This window comes from Phytohabitans sp. LZ39, from assembly GCF_059359075.1.
The window spans coordinates 1-757 of the sequence record NZ_JCADBM010000067.1; the positions used below are offsets into that span (position 1 = coordinate 1).

Genomic DNA, 757 nt, shown 5'->3' on the forward strand with positions numbered 1-757 from the left:
CCCGAGCGACCCGGATACGACCACAGCACGTTGCCGGAGTCGACCGCCAACAGATCCTCGTACCGATCCCCGTTCACACTCTCCGCAGCCAGGTTGCGGGCGCTGTTGAACCGGTAGAGGTTGTACGTCCGCATCAGGCTGATGACCTTGTTGGCGTACTCCGGGTCGGTGGCGTAGCCGGCCCGGTGCACCTCCCGGATGAACTGGTCCGGGTCGTCGACGTGGTCGAACGCGGCCGCGTACCGCGGTGTGCGCAGCAGCCGCCCGTAGTCGCGGAAGGAGTCCGTGCTGCTGGCGTACCCCCGGAAGTACTGGTTGACGGTGTAGCAGCCGGACGAGTCGCACTCCTGGGTCGGGTAGTTGTGGCAGCTCGTCGCGATTGGCCCGGGATCGCTCGGCGACACGCACTTGAAGCCGAAGAAGTTCCGCCGTTCGCGGGTGAGGCGGCTCTCGCCCCACGCCGACTCGAGGATCGACTGGCCGAGCGCGACGGATGCCGGCACGCCATACTGCTGCTGGACGGTCTGGGCGGACGGGGCGTAGGCGCTGATGTACGCGTCCGGCGCCATCGCCGACGCGCTGCCGATCGCCGCCGTGGAAAGCAGGCCACCGACAAGTGCCGCGACGGCGAGCCGGGCAAGGAAGGTTCTTCTCATGGTTGCTCCCAGCGGTCAGTAGTTGGCGAGGCGGAAGGTGGACCAGCCGTGGCCGATTTGGGCGGGTGTGGCGAAGGTGCCGTCGCCGTCGCCGGTCCAGC

General features: G+C 68.2%; 1 protein-coding gene. It reads right to left on the reverse strand.

What is annotated here, in order from left to right:
* Nucleotides 1-656 (reverse strand): glucosaminidase domain-containing protein (locus AC5L36_RS45370; protein WP_441225328.1); only part of this gene is annotated, 656 nt, incomplete at its 3' end.
* Nucleotides 657-757: the final 101 nt, after the last annotated feature.